13 protein-coding genes and 4 tRNA genes are annotated in these 13,365 nt (G+C 61.0%); 9 read left to right on the top strand and 8 right to left on the bottom strand.

Annotated elements, in window-relative coordinates; genetic code table 11:
- The first annotated feature begins 224 nt into the window (after positions 1 to 224).
- The 5 genes from dcuC (at position 225) to BN1130_RS14550 (ending at position 6,643) form a co-directional block, all read left to right on the top strand.
- Entirely contained in the window at positions 225 to 1,577 is a 1,353-nt protein-coding gene (gene dcuC, locus BN1130_RS14530) for an anaerobic C4-dicarboxylate transporter DcuC (RefSeq protein WP_042042846.1), read from the top strand.
- Between the two features lie 94 nt (positions 1,578 to 1,671).
- Positions 1,672 to 3,333: a bifunctional metallophosphatase/5'-nucleotidase gene (locus BN1130_RS14535; RefSeq protein WP_042042847.1), complete on the top strand. Its 1,662-nt coding sequence runs from the start codon at positions 1,672 to 1,674 to the stop codon at positions 3,331 to 3,333.
- Between the two features lie 218 nt (positions 3,334 to 3,551).
- The gene (locus BN1130_RS14540) at positions 3,552 to 5,195 is read left to right on the top strand and encodes a hypothetical protein (RefSeq protein ID WP_042042848.1); all 1,644 of its coding nucleotides are present in this window, start codon (positions 3,552 to 3,554) and stop codon (positions 5,193 to 5,195) included.
- Positions 5,196 to 5,366: 171 nt separating this feature from the next.
- Positions 5,367 to 5,870: a M48 family metallopeptidase gene (locus BN1130_RS14545; RefSeq protein WP_042042849.1), complete on the top strand. Its 504-nt coding sequence runs from the start codon at positions 5,367 to 5,369 to the stop codon at positions 5,868 to 5,870.
- A complete protein-coding gene (locus BN1130_RS14550; RefSeq protein WP_084218222.1) occupies positions 5,867 to 6,643 on the top strand; it encodes a DUF2927 domain-containing protein in 777 nt (258 codons plus the stop codon). Before BN1130_RS14545 ends, BN1130_RS14550 begins: the two co-directional genes overlap by 4 nt.
- An 81-nt stretch (positions 6,644 to 6,724) precedes the next feature.
- Here the strand turns inward: BN1130_RS14550 and BN1130_RS14555 are convergent, their stop codons facing one another.
- Together BN1130_RS14555 and BN1130_RS14560 are read right to left on the bottom strand one after the other, a co-directional pair.
- Complete coding sequence (locus tag BN1130_RS14555) at positions 6,725 to 6,973, bottom strand: DinI family protein (protein ID WP_042042851.1); 249 nt, start codon at positions 6,971 to 6,973, stop codon at positions 6,725 to 6,727.
- A gap of 74 nt (positions 6,974 to 7,047) precedes the next feature.
- Entirely contained in the window at positions 7,048 to 7,938 is an 891-nt protein-coding gene (locus BN1130_RS14560) for a LysR substrate-binding domain-containing protein (protein ID WP_042042852.1), read from the bottom strand.
- A gap of 115 nt (positions 7,939 to 8,053) precedes the next feature.
- Here BN1130_RS14560 and BN1130_RS14565 point away from each other — a divergent pair, with 115 nt between their 5' ends.
- The 3 genes from BN1130_RS14565 (at position 8,054) to BN1130_RS14575 (ending at position 10,861) form a co-directional block, all read left to right on the top strand.
- Positions 8,054 to 9,205 (top strand): methionine aminotransferase, encoded by a 1,152-nt coding sequence (locus BN1130_RS14565; protein ID WP_042042853.1) that lies wholly within the window; start codon positions 8,054 to 8,056, stop codon positions 9,203 to 9,205.
- 8 nt (positions 9,206 to 9,213) lie between these two features.
- Complete coding sequence (locus BN1130_RS14570; protein ID WP_042042854.1) at positions 9,214 to 10,029, top strand: carbon-nitrogen hydrolase family protein; 816 nt, start codon at positions 9,214 to 9,216, stop codon at positions 10,027 to 10,029.
- A gap of 61 nt (positions 10,030 to 10,090) precedes the next feature.
- Positions 10,091 to 10,861 carry a transporter substrate-binding domain-containing protein gene (locus BN1130_RS14575; RefSeq protein ID WP_042042855.1) on the top strand — a complete coding sequence of 257 codons (771 nt, stop codon included), beginning with the start codon at positions 10,091 to 10,093 and terminating at the stop codon, positions 10,859 to 10,861.
- 84 nt (positions 10,862 to 10,945) lie between these two features.
- Here BN1130_RS14575 and ykgO read toward each other — a convergent pair whose 3' ends face one another.
- The 6 genes from ykgO to BN1130_RS14605 form a co-directional block, all read right to left on the bottom strand.
- Positions 10,946 to 11,071 (bottom strand): type B 50S ribosomal protein L36, encoded by a 126-nt coding sequence (gene ykgO, locus BN1130_RS14580; RefSeq protein WP_042042856.1) that lies wholly within the window; start codon positions 11,069 to 11,071, stop codon positions 10,946 to 10,948.
- On the bottom strand, positions 11,068 to 11,337 hold the full coding sequence (locus BN1130_RS14585; protein ID WP_042042857.1) for a type B 50S ribosomal protein L31: 270 nt from the start codon (positions 11,335 to 11,337) through the stop codon (positions 11,068 to 11,070). The genes ykgO and BN1130_RS14585 overlap by 4 nt, the downstream gene beginning before the upstream one ends.
- A gap of 458 nt (positions 11,338 to 11,795) precedes the next feature.
- Positions 11,796 to 11,879 (bottom strand) — tRNA-Leu (locus tag BN1130_RS14590).
- 62 nt (positions 11,880 to 11,941) lie between these two features.
- Positions 11,942 to 12,017: transfer RNA gene (locus BN1130_RS14595), tRNA-His, on the bottom strand.
- 36 nt (positions 12,018 to 12,053) lie between these two features.
- Positions 12,054 to 12,130, bottom strand: a tRNA-Arg gene (locus BN1130_RS14600).
- A 69-nt stretch (positions 12,131 to 12,199) separates the two neighbouring features.
- Positions 12,200 to 12,276: transfer RNA gene (locus BN1130_RS14605), tRNA-Pro, on the bottom strand.
- A gap of 215 nt (positions 12,277 to 12,491) precedes the next feature.
- Between BN1130_RS14605 and folD the strand changes: the two genes are divergently transcribed.
- Positions 12,492 to 13,346 (top strand): bifunctional methylenetetrahydrofolate dehydrogenase/methenyltetrahydrofolate cyclohydrolase FolD, encoded by an 855-nt coding sequence (gene folD, locus BN1130_RS14610; protein ID WP_042042858.1) that lies wholly within the window; start codon positions 12,492 to 12,494, stop codon positions 13,344 to 13,346.
- Positions 13,347 to 13,365 lie beyond the last annotated feature (19 nt).

Consider the following 13,365-nt stretch of genomic DNA (forward strand, 5'->3'; position numbering starts at 1 on the left):
TCTCGATCTCCACATTGCATCATAAAAAATATGTGCGGCATGACCCGCTTTCATCATGTCACGGGTAAAGAGCCGGTCTAGCACCATGATTTGCTGACCTTAATCAACATCACAGACAAGTTTGCTGGTTACATTAGCCTCCACCGAACGAATCCCCACCACAGTGCCGTGCCGCAGGCGTTCAGGGCCGCACTTAGCCTCCATTGACCAACAGGAACCTGGATATGGTTGAACTTATTATTGGCACCCTGGTGACCCTCCTCGTGGGTCGCTGCATCTTCAAGGGCTACTCGGCCACCGGCATACTGCTCAGTGGCGGCTTGCTGCTGCTGGCCATCACGGCCCTGCTCGGCAAACCTGTGCTGCCTGCCAGCGTGCCCAGCACAGGCAACGTGATCACCGACATCTTCGAATATGTCCGTTTCCTGCTCAATAGCCGGGGCGGTGGTCTGGGCATGCTGATCATGGTGCTGTGCGGCTTCGCCGGTTACATGAGCCACATAGGTGCCAACACCATGCTGGTCAAGATCGCGAGCAGACCTCTGGGGGTCATCAAATCCCCTTATGTGCTGCTGGTCGCGGCTTATCTGGTCGCCTGCGCCATGTCCCTGGCGGTGAGTTCGGCCACGGGCCTCGGCGTATTGCTGATGGCGACCCTGTTCCCGCTCATGGTCAACATGGGCATCTCCCGGGGCGCTGCCGCCGCCGTGTGCGCCTCCCCCGCCGCCATCATTCTCTCCCCCACCTCGGGAGATGTAGTGATCGCCGCCCAGGCCGCCAACATGGAGCTGCTCGACTTTGCCTTCAAGCTGACCCTGCCCATTTCGCTGATCGCCATCGCCTGCATGGCGGTCGCCCACTTCTTCTGGCAGCGTTACCTGGATAAGCGATCCGGTGAGGTGAACGAGAAAGTGGCGGCCAGCGATCTCATCACCGACGCCCCCGCCTTCTACGCCATACTGCCGTTTGCCCCCATCATAGGGGTGCTGATCTTCGATGGTAAGCTGGGCCCTCAACTCGACATCGTCACCATCATCGTCATGTGCCTGACCCTGGCCGCGCTGCTGGAGTTGGCTCGCCATCGGGATGGCAAGGGGCTGCTCGATGGCCTGCAGATCTGCTGGCGCCACATGGCCGATGCCTTTGCCGGCGTGGTCATGCTGCTGGTCGGCGCCGGGGTCTTTGCCCAGGGGCTGATGACCATCGGCTTCATCGATACTCTGCTGGCTCATGCCCAGGATCTCGGCACCGGCGGCACTGTCATGATGCTCTCCCTGGTGGTGATCACCACCCTGGCGGCCTTCACCACAGGCTCGGGCAACGCCCCCTTCTACGCCTTCGTGGAGCTGATCCCCAATCTGGCCACCAGTCTTGGCATCAACCCCGCCTATCTGGTCATCCCCATGCTGCAAGCCTCCAACCTGGGTCGCACCATATCCCCGGTGTCGGGGGTAGTGGTTGCCTGTGCGGGCATGGGCAATCTCTCGCCATTCGAGGTGGTCAAGCGCACCTCGGTGCCGGTCGCCGTCGGCCTGGCCGTGGTGCTGATTGCCACTCAGATCATGGTACCCGCCTAAGCTTTCCGCCCGGCCCATTCGAGGGCCGGGCTGGCATCCCCTCCCGCACCTAAGGTAGACTCTCCCCCTTCTTTTTCCCCAAAGGAGGACCGATATGAGTACGACGGTTCAACTTGCCCATTTCAGTGACTGTCACTCCCACTTCGATGGTGCCCAAGTACGTTTCAGCCCACCGGGGCAGGCCCAGTGGCTATGCCAGAGCGGCGGCTATGCCCGTTTGCTGACCCGAGTCAACCAGCTGCGCCGCGAGGCGGCAGCCGCAGGCACTCCCTGTCTGTTGCTCCATGGCGGTGATACCTTCCAGGGCTCACTCTATTTCAACCGCTTCAAGGGTCGCGCCAATGCTGACTTGCTGAGCCTGCTCGCCCCCGATGCCATGGTGCTTGGCAATCATGAGTTCGATCTCGGCAACGGCCCTCTGGTGGAGTTTCTCCGTCAGCTTGATTTCCCCGTGCTCGCCGCCAACCTCGATAGCAGTCAGGAGCCTGCCGACTGCCCGCTCCCGCTGCGGGGCCTGCCGCATCTCCATGATGCCAGCCAGCCCTGGCTGGTACGCGAGCTGGCCGGCGTCCCCTTCGCCCTGCTCGGCATCACGCTTCCCCAGATGGCGGCCATCGCCAACCCGGACGAACATACCCGCTTTCATGGGGTGACTGAGACCTTGACCCGGCACCTTGGCGCGATCCGTGGTCAGGGCATACGCCACATCATCTTGCTCAGTCACCTGGGTCTGGAGCAGGACAAGCTGCTGGCGGCACGCTTCCCCGAGATAAGCCTCATCATTGGCGGTCACACCCACAGCTTGCTTGGGGATCTCGCGGCGCTGGGACTGCCGAGCGAGGGGGATTATCCGCTGATGGTCAATGGCGTGGCCCTGCTCCACGCAGGTCACAGTGCCCAGAGCCTGGGAGTCTGTGAACTCAGCTTCGACGGCCAGGGCCGGGTCATCGCCAGCAAGGGGCAGATAGAGTGGCTGCCCTGGCAACCCTGGCCTTATAGCAGCCCGGTGCCTGCCAATCTGCGCTTCTGCGCGCCAGACGCCCTCATCGAGGATCACATGGTGCGCCGCTACCGCCCCGCCCTCGAAGAGATGGCGGCCAAGGTGGTGACCCAGCTCAGCCAGCCGCTGCTCCATCAACGGATCCCCGATGCCAGACTGCCCCATGGCAGCCAGGTCGCACCGCTGGTTGCCGCCGCCATGCTGGCCGGGGCGCGCGAGCAGGTGGGTCAGGTCGATTTTGCGCTCCACAACGGGGGCGGCGTGCGCTGCTCCCTCGAGCAGGGCCCGCTCACCGAGGCCGACATCGCCGGTCAACTGTTACCCTTCGCCATCCCGCTCACCCTCTATCGGGTGCATGGTCATGAATTGGCAGAAGCGCTGGAGGGCGCCATCGACAATGCCACCGATAATGGCGTGGTCGGCAATGGCAGCGGCAGCTTCCCCTACACCGCCGGGATCCGCTTCCACTATCTGGCTGCCCTGCCCAAGGGCGAGCGTATCCGCCAGCTGGAGTGGGAGGCCGCACCCGGCCACTGGCAACCGGTGGAGGCCAACCATGTCTATCGTGGCGTTTCAAGCGCCTACACGGCGTCCGGCAAGGAGGGCTATACGGCGCTCGCCCGCACCCTGACCCAGCACAACCAGGAGCTGGGCATCACCCTGGCCGATGCGTTTATTCGCTGGGCACGCCAGCACCCCGAGCTGCCCGCCCCGGCGCCGCTGATCCACTACCGGGCTGGCGCTGGGCCAGATTAAGCTGACCCACTCGCTCCTAGCCCAGAGAAACGGATGATTGGCGCAGAGCCAAACGCACACTAACCTGTGATAAGTGGCTGTTTTTAGTTCGAGAATCCCCAAGAGTCGCTCGGCAAGCGGGATTATTTTCTCCCCGACCCGCGCCCCCATTGCATCGGGGGCCCGGGCTCGGCAAGATAGGCCCGCTTTCGCATGCTCAGGCAAAGGATCAAGGCTTCATGAACCACACCATTCGTTTCTCTTCTTCTCGTAATAATCCGCCGCTGCGGCCCCTTGCCGTCTTGCTGACCGGGCTCATCGCCTGTCTGTTTTGCCTGCGCAATCCCCTCTTCTATGACATGGCCCCGGGGTTTGATGCCTCGCTCTTTGCCGTCATGGGCAAGATGTGGAGCGAAGGCGGGGTGCTCTATCGCGACATGATCGACATCAAGGGCCCCATGATCTTTGCCCTGGATGCCCTGGGTTACCGACTGGATGGCTTTCGCGGCATCTGGTTGCTGGAGCTGGCCCTGTGCTGGCTCGGCCTGCTGGCAAGCTGGCAAGCCTTCAATCAGCTTGGACTGTCATTTCAGGCCAGGCTCGGCGCCATGCTGGCGGTGTTGGCACTTTATGGCACCCGTTATTACTACGGCAACATGACCGAGGACTGGACATTCCACCTGGCGCTGATCGCCCAGTGGGCCTTCCTCACCCTGCTGCTGGACAAGGAGTTTCGCTGGTGGCCAGCCCTGGTGGCCGGGCTCACCTTCGCCATCGTCGCCTGGATGCGCGCCAACAACGGCGCCCTCTGGGGAGCCTGGTATCTGACCCTGTTCCTCTGCTGGTGCCTGCGTGAGCAGTGGCGTGATGCCCTGCTGTTGCTGATCTCCAGCCTGTTTGGACTGGCGCTGGTAGGAGGGCCCCTCTATGGCTACTTCCAGCACCATCAACTGCTGGCCGAATTCAGATACTACGCCTTCGATATCTTCTTCGAGGGAAGCTATGGCAACGGCTTCTCCGTCTATGTGGGGGCGGTCGGTCTGCTGCGTACCGGCCTCATCATGCTGCTGCCCGCCTTCGTGCTGCTGATGCTGAGCCGACGTCAGGAGTGGCATCTGCCCGCCCTGTTCGCCACCCTGTTTGGCGTGCTGTTCACCCTGATAGCCAACTCCGTCTCCGGCCATGTGTTTGATCACTATGATGTGCTCTACCTGCAGCTGGGACTGCTGCCACTGGCCTGCCTGCTCGACCGCAGTGAGCGACAGAGCGATCTGATGGGTCTGTTCTGCATCTCGCTGGTGGTGCTCACCGCCAGCTGGCTGCTGGCCCAGCAACTGGTGTTTGGCTGGAGCAACAAGGAGTGGAGCCTGGACAGGGTCAGCGAAGTGCTCGGCACCAGCCTGCTGTGGGCCCTGCCTGTGTTGATCCTGCTCCCCCTGTGGCGGGCCTGGGATGTGCGATCCGCCACTCCCTGGCTCGCCAGCCTGGCCATGCTGGCCCTGATGATCAACAACGCCTGGGAGGGCAGCCAGAAGGGACGCCCCTTCAATGTCGCCGCGCAAGTGCGTGTCGATCGCATCCTGGCCGAGACCACCCCACGGGACAAGATCTGGGTCGATGCCATTCAGCCCCAGTATTACCTCTGGACGGATCGCCAGCCCGCCTCCGCCTATCTCTTCTTCAGCAACGTCAACCCGCCCTATGATGTGCGTGAGCGTGTGCTCCAGGATCTGCAGCGCCAGCAACCCAAGTTCATCATTGCCAAGCCGGAAAAGCTGGCCGAGGGGCTCAAGCCTGCGTCCCCTCCCTCCACCCAGGCCTTCTATCGCTATCTGCAAGACAACTACAGCGAGGTGGATCCCGGCCTCTATCGCCGCCACTGAGCCGATGACAAGGCCCGCCATCCCCCGGTGAGGAGAGCCGCAAGGGGCTGGTCAAGGTACTCCGGGTTGCGGCGCCGGTTGAGATTGGCCCAGGCCCGGATATAAAAAAGGACGCTCATTGGCTACAATGAGCGTCCTTTTTATCTGTCTCATTCACCCGACAGGAGTTTCATGACGGCACTGACCTATCTCGGCGGTTATCCAGAGCCCCTCAAGGCTCAGGTGTTGCAGTTGATCGAGGGCGGCAAGCTCGGCGCATTTCTCGCCAAGCGCTACCCGGACAGCCACAGCATCCAGAATGACAAGGCCCTGCTCGCCTATACCATGGATCTCAAGCACCGCTATCTCAGAAGTTCGGCGCCCCTGGCCAAGGTGATCTTCGATGGCAAGATCAACGTGATCAAGGATGCCCTGGGTCTGCACACCTATGTCAGCCGGGTGCAGGGCAACAAGCTCAAGGCCAAGAACGAAATCCGCATCGCCGCCCTGTTCAAGGCCGCCCCCCCTGCCTTTCTCAAGATGATCGTGGTGCATGAGCTGGCACACATTAAGGAGAAGGATCACAACAAGGCCTTCTACCAGCTCTGCCAGCACATGGAGCCCGACTATCACCAGCTGGAATTCGATCTGCGGCTCTGGCTCACCTGGCGAGACCTGGAGAAGGGCGCCCAGTGAAATATCTGGGTGGCCTGCTGCTATTGCTTGCGCTGCACAGCGCCCAGGCCCTGGAGCGCTGGCAACAGGATGCCTATCTGGTGGCGAGCTTTCATCAGGTGGCACTCAAGCGGGAGTATCAGGACAGGGGGCAGGATCACTTCAACCGCTGGCACGAGCCGGTGCGGATCCGGCTTGTCAATGAAGTTGGCGACAAACCGCTGCAAGCCGAGGTGGTGAACATCCAGGCGGCGCACCTGAGCCATATCACGGGTCACAGCGTGGCGCTGGTGCAGGATCCGGCCAAGGCCAATCTCACCCTGGTGATGACCCGTCGCTCGCAAGTGACCCGCTGGGCCAGGCAGTTGATGGGCCAAAACCCTGCGGTCCAGGCTGCCCTCGCCGATGGCCTGTGCCTCGCCAACTATGCCACCGACCGGGAAGGCGCCATCAGCCGGGCCAGTATCATCATCCCGGTCGATGCCAGTCGCGACAAGGGACGCTTTCTCGATTGCGTGGTGGAAGAGCTCACCCAGGTCATGGGACTGCCCAATGACTCGGACGCCGTCTTCCCCTCCGTGTTCAATGACCGCAGCACCGACAGCTTCCTGACCGGGCTCGACTATCTCCTGCTCAAGATGGCCTACCACCCGGCCTTGAGCCCCGGCATGACTCAAGCCGAGGTAGATGCCGCTCTGCCTGCCGTGCTCAAGAGCCTCAAAACCCAAGGGGACATACAGCAGGCGAACCGCCGGGTACAGGAGCAGAGCCTCAAGCGGTGGGCCGGGCTCTAGGCTCTCCCTCCCCCAACGCCCCCATCGACCAGATCCGGGGACACAGCGTCCAGGCATCCTCATGCTGTCATCTGAGGCGTATCAGGCAGCGCTCGACTCCGGCAACCAGCTCTCGGCGTTTTCCCACACTTCCTGCACCAACTCCTCCACCAGCTCTTTATCTTCCTTGCTGGCCCGGGTGATGTTGAGCGCCATGTTGCTGCCCCCCGCCACCCGCACCTGGATATCGGGGAAGCGGCGGCCCAGCTGTTTGAGCAACTCTTGCTCCAGGGCGGCCATGGTATCGGGGGAGACCTGTTTTTTCCTGTCGATGATGATTTCCAGACGCATAAGCACCTCTCATGTTGATACTGTAATTTTATACAGTGTTTTTGGTGTCTGTAAAGCGCACTCGACGAAAAATGTCAGGGATGAGGATGACGGCCCTGCAGCCACCCATAGACCTCGCGCACCCCGGGCCGCTGGCTGTCGGGGCGAGCCAGCAAGGCATATTCATGATCCGTGCTGAGTATGGGGGCAAAGGGGGCCACCAGCGCCCCTGTCTCCAACTCCTCTGCCACTATGGTGGGATCCCCAAGAGAGAGACCAAAGCCCTGCAGTGCAGCGTTCATCGCCAGATCCAGGGTATCAAACAGCTGCCCTCCCTGAGGCAACCAGGGCGTGTCGACAAAGGCGGCGAACCAGTTCCGCCAATCCCGTCTGTCCGCACTGGCATGCAGTAACGGCAGGGCAAGCAGATCGGTGATGGGGCGTTCAAACAGCCGGTATTTGGCCGCAAAGGCAGGGGCACAGATAGGGGTCAACCGCTCTCGAAACAGCGGCTGGCTGTGAAGCAGCCGGGCCTGAGTGGGTTGATAGACGATGGCGAGATCGAACGGCTCGCGGGCAAAGTCGATGCCGTGACTGTGGCTGCCGCGTACCTCGACCGCCTCCCCCTCGAAATCTTGCAAGCGGCGCAGCAACCAGCGGCTGGCACAGGAGGGCACCTTGATACTGATCGCCTGTTGCCGTGGCAAGGTTTGCAGAGCGCCCAGCCCCTCCCCCATGCGGGCCAGCCCCTCGCTGACGAAGGGCAGCAGCCGTTCGGCGGCCGGCGTGAGACTCAGGCAGCGGGTACCACGCAGGAAGAGGAGATGACCAAGGCGCGCCTCCAGCTGGGCTATCTGCTTGCTCACGGCACCTTGACTCACGCACAGCTCATCGGCCGCCAGGGTGAAACTCAGGTGACGGGCTGCGCACTCGAATACTTGCAAACCATACAGGGGCAACTGACTACGGGGCAGAGTCGTTAACATACAAGCCTCCATGCTTGAGAAAAACTCATGCGTACCATGCCGAATAATCCTTTGCCGGACAAGGGCCCAGAGGGCTAAAAGAGAGACATCTTTCACACATTCAGGTGACGGCACCATGTCTTCTCCCCGCATCATCAGCAAATTGCCCCAGGTGGGTACCACCATCTTCAGCGTGATTGGGGATCTGGCCGCCCGCCATCCCAGCATCAATCTCTCTCAGGGGGCGCCGAGCTTCCCCTGTGACCCCGACTTGATCCGGGTCACCCACGAGGCGATGCTGGCCGGTGAAAACCAATATGCGCCCATGACGGGACTGCCCGAGTTGCGCGAACAACTGGCGGCCAAGATAGCGACCAGCTATGGCCACACCTATGATGTCGGCGAGGAGATCACCATCACCGCCAGCGCCAGCGAGGCCCTGTTCTGCGCCATCACGGCCCTGGTCCACCCCGGTGATGAAGTGATCATGTTCGAGCCGGCGTTTGACAGCTATCGCCCCATGATCCAGTTGCAGGGCGCCACCCCCGTGGTCATCGCCCTCAAGGCACCGGACTTCACTATTCCCTGGGATGAGGTGGCGGCCCGCATCAGCCCCCGCACCCGCATGATAGTGCTCAACACCCCCCATAACCCGACCGGCACCATCTGGCAGGCGGCGGATCAAGAGCGGCTCGCCCGCCTGGTGCGCGGCACCGACATCATCATTCTCTCCGACGAGGTCTATGAGCATGTGGTATTCGATGGCGCCCTGCACCAGAGCGTGATCCGTTACCCCGAGCTGATTGAGCGCTCCGTCGCCGTCTTCTCCTTTGGCAAGACCTTCCATGTCACCGGCTGGCGAGTGGGTTACTGCGTGGCGCCCCGTCCGCTGATGGAGGAGATCCGCAAGGTGCACCAGTTTGCCATGTTCGCAGCAGACACCCCCATGCAGTACGGCTTCGCCCATCTGTTGCAGCAACCGGCTCACTATCAAGGGCTGGCGGCCTTCTACCAGCAAAAACGGGATCTGCTGGTCTCGGCCCTGGCCGAGTCACGCTTTACCCTCTTGCCCTCGGCGGGCAGCTTCTTCATGCTGGCCAGCTACGAGCGGATAAGCGACGAAGCAGACAGCCTGTTCGTACAGCGGCTGATCCGCGATCACGGGGTCGCCACCATTCCGGTCTCGGCCTTCTATCACGACGGCACGGATCAGCGGGTCATTCGCCTCTCCTTCTCCAAGGATGACGACACCCTGCTGGCGGGCGCCGAGCGCCTGTGCGGCGTCTAGGAGGCACCATGGATTCAGTGCGCGTCGCCGTGTTGCAAATGGTGTCCGGGGATTGCCTCGCCACCAACCTGACCCAGGCAGAGGCCCTGTTGCGCCAGGCTGCGGCCGAGGGGGCCGAGTTTGCCCAGTTGCCGGAATATTTCTATCTGATGCCCGGCGATGAGCAGGCCAGGGTTGCCCTTGCCGCCCCCGAGGAGCGCCACCCTCTGCTGGCCTGGGTGAAAGATCTGGCCCGGGAACTTCACATCTGGATCCTGGCAGGCACCCTGCCGCTGGCAAGCCAGGAACCTGGCAAGATGCACAACAGCAGCCTGCTCATCGACCCGCAAGGGGCGCTCGCCACTCGCTATGACAAGCTGCACCTGTTTGGGTTTTCCACCGAGCAGGAACACTATGACGAAGCCACGACCATGAGCCCGGGCCAGACGGTGGTGAGCCACGCGCTGCCTTGGGGTCAGCTTCGCCTTGGGATCTGTTACGATTTGCGCTTCCCCGAGCTATTCCGGCTCGGGCCTGCGCCCGATTTCATCGCCCTGCCCGCCGCCTTCACCCACACCACGGGACAGGCGCACTGGGAGCTGTTGCTGCGGGCTCGGGCGGTGGAAAACCTGGCCTTCGTGCTGGCATCGGCTCAGGGTGGAGATCACCCGGGCGGACGCCGCACCTTCGGCCACAGCATGATCATCGATCCCTGGGGCCGGATCCTGGCCCGGATCGAAGAGGGTCAGGGCATGGCCATCGCCACCCTGGATCTGGCCGCCCAGCGCACACTGCGTCGCCAGTTACCGGCCCTCCATCATCGCAAGATAAGCGTCGGCCCATAGAAGCCGACCCCTGTTCACTACTCACGACTATGCGCATGACGCCACACTCAAGGGATTGACCATGAAACTCAACGCAATAATGATGCTGATCGCGCTGGCCGCCACAGGCCAGGCCGCCGCCAAACCCCTGGTGATCGCCACCGATGCCACCTATCCCCCTTTCGAAATGGTCGACAGCAGCGGCAAGGTTGGCGGCTTCGAAGTCGAATTGGCCCACGCCCTGTGCGCGGCCATGAAGGCCGAGTGCGAGGTGATTAACCAACCCTGGGATGCCCTGCTGCCGGGCCTGCAGGTACGTAAATACGACGCCATCATGTCCTCCATGAACATCACCGATGAGCGCCGTCAGAAGGTCGACTTCAGCAAGGTCTACTACATGATGCAAAACCGCTTCGTGGGGCGCAGCGACAAAGCTGCCGACTTCAGCGAGGATCCGGCCCACTTCAAGGGCAAGGTGATCGCCGTACAGGAAGGCACCCCGCAGGATAACTTCATCACCGCCCGCTACGGCGACGTGGCCAGCATCAAACGCTACGTCAATGCCCAGTCTCCCATGCTGGATCTGCAATCTGGCCGCGCCGACTACACCTTCGGCAACATGGTGCAACTCAAGGTCGGCTTCCTCGACAAGGAGATGGGCAAGCAGTTTGAATTCGTGGGTCCCCAGTTCAATGGCACTCAGGACAAGATCCTGGGTGAAGGGGTGGCGGTGGCGCTGCGCAAAAACAACGACAAGCTCAAGGGGGAATTTGATGCCGCCATCGATAGCGTCAAGGCCGATGGCACCTTCGACAAGCTGCTCCAGAAGTATCAGCTCGAAAATCTGCTCTGATGGCAGACTGCGGCTGCCCACGAAGAGATAAAAAGGGCGACCCTGGGTCGCCCTTCAGATTGAAGGCAGGCCAGCGGCCTCCCTTCATCCCTGCCGCGCCTTGAAGCGCGGATTGCTCTTGCAGAGCACGAACAACTTGCCACGGCGGCGCACAACCTGACAGTCCGGGTGACGCGTCTTGGCCGATTTGAGGGATGCGAGAACCTTCATGCCGCCCCCTGCTTGCCGAGGAAAGCACCAAAACGCTGACCGAAGCGAGCAACTTGCCCCTCGGTGCCCACCTGCTTCTGCTTGCCGGTGTAGAACGGATGGGACGCGCTGGACACATCCAGCGTCAGATAAGGGTACGCCTGACCATCCTGCTCCCAGACCTGGGTGCGATCCGTCTTCAGGGTGGAGCCCACCAGGAAATAGGTGTTGGCCGTCACGTCGTGAAATAGCACCTTGCGGTACTCGGGATGCATATTGGGTTTCATAATCGCCTCAACTGTTATGTTATAACGAAACATAAACTACCCCAATCAAGAACAGTTATCAATAGCCATCAAGCATTTTGCACCAGCAAACCATCGGGGAGCCGTCAAGCCGGACCGCCCCGAGCTATTTCGACAGATCATGCAGAATCCAGAAAAGAGAAAAGAGAAAAGAGAAAAGAGAAAAGAGAAAAGAGAAAAGAGAAAAGAGAAAAGAATAACGAACGCAGCATGCCCATCGGCCACGAGAACTGGCAAACCGCAGCGAAGAGGATGAAGGGATAGATTCCCGTGATGACAACGGGAGCGATGGCGAGTCGGTCTGGAGCCGACACTGCCATCCTCGCCTATCAGCTGGCCACGCGCTGGCAGCCGAATGCAAAAAGGCCCGTCAGTGACGGGCCTTTTTGTCTTGGACAGGGAAACGAAAGCCCTGACCCAATCGATTCTTCGATCAATGATGGTGCGGAAGGAGAGACTCGAACTCTCACGCCTAGGGCGCCAGAACCTAAATCTGGTGCGTCTACCAATTTCGCCACTTCCGCAAAGCTGACTTTGTACTGCTCGCACCCTGCTAAACGCGGAAGATACCAACAGACAACAATAATGGGGTGGCTGATGGGGCTCGAACCCACGACAACCGGAATCACAATCCGGGACTCTACCAACTGAGCTACAGCCACCACTGAAAACATCTGACCATGCTTGCCGCAGCAAGATGGTGCGCCCTGCAGGATTCGAACCTGCGACCCACGGCTTAGAAGGCCGTTGCTCTATCCGACTGAGCTAAGGGCGCATTTTGCTCAACTACCCTCTATGTGTCAGCACCATGGATTGGGCATACATAAAGCATTGTCGATAAAAATGGTCGGTGATAAAGGATTCGAACCTTTGACCCTCTGGTCCCAAACCAGATGCGCTACCGGGCTGCGCTAATCACCGAGATACTTCACTTAACTTGCAGCCAACAGCTTATCTGCGATAAGGCTGATGGGCAACGGGCGGGCATCATACCCAAGCGCTCGAGCCAGCGTCAACGAATTTTTCCATCAATAAATTCAAGTGTCTACTTCTTGCCCGCCCGCATCGCGCCGCTAACATCCCGGATAAAAAAATGCGACAATGCGCACAGTTGAACCCATGGTGAGTGAAGAACGATGTCTGCCAAAATCATTGACGGAAAACAGGTTGCGCAAACGATTCGCAATCAGGTAGCAACCGAAGTCCAGCAGCGGCTCGCCGCCGGACAGCGTGCCCCCGGGCTCGCTGTGATACTGATAGGGGCCGATCCCGCCTCCCAGGTCTATGTCGGCAGCAAGCGCCGCGCCTGTGAGGAAGTAGGATTCATTTCCCGCTCCTACGATCTCAGTGCCGAGGCGAGTCAGGACGAGCTGCTAACCCTGATTGACCAGTTGAACCAGGACCCCGAGGTCGATGGCATCCTGGTACAGCTGCCGCTGCCCGCCCACTTCGACACCACCCAGGTGCTGGAGCGGATCCGTCCCGACAAAGACGTCGATGGTTTCCACCCCTATAACGTCGGCCGACTGGCACAGCGCATTCCCGCCCTGCGCCCCTGCACACCCAAGGGCATCATGACGCTGATCGAAGCCACCGGCGTCAAGACCCATGGTCTGCACGCCGTGGTGGTGGGGGCATCCAATATCGTCGGTCGCCCCATGACCCTCGAGCTGCTGCTGGCCGGTTGCACCACCACGACCTGCCACCGTTTCACCCAGGATCTTGAGACCCAGGTTCGCCGCGCCGATCTGCTGGTCGTCGCCGTCGGCAAACCGAACTTCATCCCGGGCGAGTGGGTGAAGCCTGGCGCCCTGGTGATCGATGTGGGCATCAATCGCCTCGCCGACGGCAGCCTGGTGGGTGACGTCGAGTTCGCCACCGCCCGCAGCCATGCCGCCTTTATCACCCCGGTTCCGGGCGGCGTCGGTCCCATGACGGTGGCCAGTCTGATGGAGAACACCCTGATAGCCTGCCGTGACTACCACAGCTAAGCACCCAGGCTCTGAATAA

Source organism: Aeromonas rivuli (assembly GCF_000820045.1).
Lineage (GTDB): Bacteria > Pseudomonadota > Gammaproteobacteria > Enterobacterales > Aeromonadaceae > Aeromonas > Aeromonas rivuli.